This is a genomic window from Burkholderiales bacterium (genome assembly GCA_013695435.1).
Lineage (GTDB): Bacteria > Pseudomonadota > Gammaproteobacteria > Burkholderiales > JACMKV01 > JACMKV01.
Window position 1 is genome coordinate 1 of record JACDAM010000147.1, and the last position, 4,214, is coordinate 4,214.

General features: G+C 59.4%; 5 protein-coding genes. All 5 read left to right on the forward strand.

Features of this window, described 5'->3' with window-relative positions:
• Window positions 1-313, forward strand: a 313-nt coding sequence (locus H0V78_07685; GenBank protein MBA2351658.1) for a methyltransferase domain-containing protein, incomplete at its 5' end; no start/stop codon positions are given.
• Between the two features lie 13 nt (window positions 314-326).
• On the forward strand, window positions 327-1,502 hold the full coding sequence (locus H0V78_07690; protein MBA2351659.1) for an NAD(P)/FAD-dependent oxidoreductase: 1,176 nt from the start codon (window positions 327-329) through the stop codon (window positions 1,500-1,502).
• 158 nt (window positions 1,503-1,660) lie between these two features.
• Entirely contained in the window at window positions 1,661-2,515 is an 855-nt protein-coding gene (locus H0V78_07695) for an NYN domain-containing protein (GenBank protein ID MBA2351660.1), read from the forward strand.
• A gap of 206 nt (window positions 2,516-2,721) precedes the next feature.
• Entirely contained in the window at window positions 2,722-3,684 is a 963-nt protein-coding gene (locus H0V78_07700) for a TerB family tellurite resistance protein (GenBank protein ID MBA2351661.1), read from the forward strand.
• Window positions 3,685-3,814: 130 nt separating this feature from the next.
• On the forward strand, window positions 3,815-4,018 hold the full coding sequence (locus tag H0V78_07705) for a 4-oxalocrotonate tautomerase family protein (protein ID MBA2351662.1): 204 nt from the start codon (window positions 3,815-3,817) through the stop codon (window positions 4,016-4,018).
• Window positions 4,019-4,214: the final 196 nt, after the last annotated feature.

Genomic DNA, 4,214 nt, shown 5'->3' on the forward strand with positions numbered 1-4,214 from the left:
TCTGCCGGACCGTCGTTTCGACGGCGTGTTCGCCAACGCCGCGTTGTTTCATGTGCCAAGCCAGGAATTGCCGCGCGTATTGGCGGAATTGCACGCGACGCTGAAACCGGGCGGCGTATTGTTCAGCTCGAATCCGCATGGACAGAATCAGGAAGGCTGGAACCGCGGGCGCTACGGCGCCTACTTCGATCTCGAAACCTGGCGCCGCGCGATGTCGGAAGCGGATTTCATTGAGTTGAGTCATTATTACCGGCCCGAAGGTCTGCCGCGCGAACAGCAGCCGTGGCTGGCGAGCGTTTGGCGCAAATCCTAGCGGGCTGCTTGTATTGCGCTACCAGGTCTTGATTATCGGCGCTGGCGCTGCCGGCCTGATGTGCGCGATAGAAGCAGGCAAACGCGGGCGCCGTGTTCTGGTGATCGAGCATGCCAATCGCATCGGCAAGAAAATCCTGATGTCGGGTGGCGGGCGCTGCAACTTCACGAATCTGCATACCGCGCCCGGCGATTTCCTGTCGGCCAATCCGCATTTCTGCAAATCCGCGCTGGCGCGCTACACGCAATGGGATTTCATCGTCATGGTCGAGCGCCATGGCATCGCTTATCACGAGAAGGAATCGGGACAGCTGTTCTGCGATGAATCGTCGAAGCTGATCGTGAAAATGCTGCTCGACGAATGCCATGCCGCGAATGTGCGCATCGAGATCAATTGCGCGGTCGATCGCATCGAGCGAACAGCGGATCATTTCGAGCTTGCGACCACGCTGGGCGCCGTCAGCGCGGAGTCGCTGGTTATCGCGACCGGCGGGCTGTCGATCCCAACCATGGGCGCCAGTGGCTTTGGCTACGATGCGGCCAGACGATTCGGTCATCGCGTGCTGCCGACTCGCGCCGCGCTGGTGCCGCTGACCCTGAGTGGAAAGCACCTCGCGTATTATCAGGATCTGAGCGGCGTCGCGTTGCCCGTCGAAACCAAGTGCAATGGACAAAGTTCTCGCGGCGGCATGCTGATCACGCATCGCGGTTTGAGCGGGCCGGCGATTTTGCAGATTTCGTCATACTGGCAAGCGGGCGATGCGCTGCGCGTGGACCTGCTGCCCGATACTGATGCTTTCGAACGCCTGAGCGTGCAGCGCGAACAGCGGCCGGCCGCGGAACTGAAAACGGTGCTCGCCGAGATGCTGCCGAAACGGCTCGCGCACCGCCTGTGCGAGCACTATTTCGAAAGCCGGCCGCTGCGCCGGTTTAAGAGCGCCGAACTGCGCGACATCGCGAACCAGCTTCATTCGTGGCCGATTATCGCCAGCGGCACCGAAGGCTATCGGACCGCGGAAGTCACGCTGGGCGGCGTCGATACGGACGCGCTGTCATCGACGACGATGGAATCGCGCGACATACCCGGGCTTTATTTCATCGGCGAGGTCGTCGATGTCACAGGGCGCCTGGGTGGATTCAATTTCCAGTGGGCCTGGGCGTCCGGGCACGCCGCGGGTCAGGCCGTCTGATGGTTGGTGCTTCGACCGGCGCTATCATGGCAATGATTGCGGATTCCGCGCTATGCCGAATCCGGTCGTCGCCGCGCTCCCGACCAGAGTTGCATTCCACCGTTTCGTCATCGAAGCTCATGCATTTCACCAGAGCAATTCAACAGAGTATCGAATAAATGAAAAATCGCACGACCGCAAAAATCGAAAGTGACGACGAACAGCGGCGGCTCGCCGTTCTGATCGACGCCGACAATGCGCAGCCATCGGTGATCGAAGGGTTGCTGGCCGAGGTCGCCAAATTCGGCATCGCCAGCGTCAAGCGCATTTATGGCGACTGGACCTCGACCAGTCATACCCAGTGGAAGAAAAGCCTGCTCAAGCATTCGATCCACCCGGTCCAGCAGTTTGCCTACACGAAGGGAAAGAATGCGACCGACAGTACGCTTATCATCGATGCCATGGACCTGTTGTATACGCGCCGCTTCGACGGTTTCTGCCTGGTATCGAGCGACAGCGATTTCACGCGTCTGGCGCAACGCTTGCGCGAGGAAGGGCTGACGGTTTTCGGTTTTGGCGAACGCAAAACGCCGGATTCCTTCGTCGCCGCGTGCGACAAGTTTGTCTACGTCGAAGTGCTGCGCGCCGATAAGGTCGCCAATGAGCCGGTAAAATCCTCGTCGCGGCGGCGGCGATCGAAAGCCGCGCCACCGCCTGCGCCGGAGGCGGGTGTCAGCACAGCGATCGAGGAAGATGCGAATTCCACGCCGCAAGCACTGCCGGTCGATCTGATCACGCAAGCGATCGAGGAAGCCTCGGACGACGCCGGCTGGGCGCCGCTCGGCCGCGTCGGCAGTTACCTGACCAAAATACGCCCCGACTTTGATCCGCGCCTGTACGGGCACAAGAAGCTGAGCGAGCTTTTCCGGAAACATCCGGCGTTTTTCGAGTTCGAAGAAAGAAGCGCGCCAGGCGTGACGAGCAAAGCGATTTATGTGCGTGCGGTCGAATCAGCCGCCCCGGCAAAAATTTAAACTATCCATCGACACTTCAGTTTTCATCCCTGAGAACGAGCGGGTTCCGCCCGAGTGAACAGTAGCAACGTTCGCAAACGCGGTAACGCCAGCCTGTTATTCGGCACGGCGTAGGGGCCACAGTAAACGCATAGCGCGGTTTGCTTTGAATCGCTGAATTTCCCTCGCACCGACTTGCCCAATCAGCAACCACGGAGAAGAATCGCATGAACGAGCAGGAGCAGAAATCGATCCTCACGCTGTGTCTGATGGCCGCGTTTGCCGACGGCGCCAAGCACGAGCGGGAACGCGCCGAGGTCAAACGCATTGCCGACGCACTGGCGAGTGATGCATCGATCAATATCGCCGCGCTTTATCAGGACGTGCTGTTGAAACGTGTTTCGCTGGCTGAAACGACAGCGGCGCTAACCACGCCCGAATCGAGGCTGTTGGGGTTCGAGATGGCGGTATGCGTGTGCGATGCCGACGGCATGCAATCGGATGCCGAGCGCAAGTTTCTCGCCGAGGCGCGCGCCGCGCTCGGACTGGCCGTCGAGCAGGCTCAAGCCTACACCGACCAGGCCGAAGCGATCGCTGCCGCGCCATTGCAAGCCGCTGCCCCCGCTTCTTCGACCTCTGATTCGAAAATGTCCGATCAGGAAATGGACAAGACCGTCCTGAACGCCGCCATCGTCAACGGTGCGCTCGAACTGCTGCCCGAATCTCTGGCGACGATGGCGATCATTCCGCTGCAGATGAAGCTCGTGTATCGCATCGGCCAATCGTACGGTTTCGAGCTCGATCGCGGACATATCAAGGATTTCCTCGCCACTGTCGGCGTCGGCCTGACTTCGCAGTACCTAGAGCAGGCGGGGCGCAAGCTGCTGGGTGGATTGCTCGGCAAGGTCGGCGGCGGACTGCTCGGCAAGATGGGCGGTGGCTTGGCGCGCGGGGCGGGCAATCAGGCGGTCAGTTCCGGCATGAGCTTCGCTAGCACGTATGCGCTTGGTCACGTAGCAAAGCGCTACTACGCGGGCGGCCGCACGTTGTCGACGCAGATGCTGAGGGAATCGTTCGACAATATCGTAGCCGAGGCTAAAAATCTGCAAGCTCGCTATCTGCCCGAAATGCAGGCGAAAGCGAGCACGCTCGACGCGACGAAGATACTGGATATGGTGCGACAGGGCTGATTGAATACGGGTACTTCTTCGTTTGCCGCATTCATTACGACTTCGTTCGGCGGCTCGAAATCGCTCTTGTGCTCGTTAGATCGACGAAGCCTCGTACTTCAACCATAACCCGAATCTGACTGAGACCGACATGCCCTATATCAACATCAAGATTACCGATGAAGGCGTCACCAAGGCGCAAAAAGCTGAACTGATCGAGGGCGTCACCGCACTTCTGCAGCGCGTACTCAACAAGAATCCGGCGACGACAGTGGTTGTCATCGACGAGGTCAATACCGATAACTGGGGCATAGGCGGCGAGCAGGTGACGGAGCTGAGGAAGCGGCGCTCGTGACAAGCGTTATGAAAAAAGAAACGCGCGCGCCCGGCGCTCGTTTCGCATAAATTTGAAACCCACACAAAGGAAATCGGATGAAGCTCCTGCAAAGCCGGAATCAAAGCTGGACTCGCGTCGCAATAGCGACCCTTTCATTTGGCATGACGATCGCATGGGCGGAAGAGCCCGATCTCGATGAGATCGTCCGTAACCC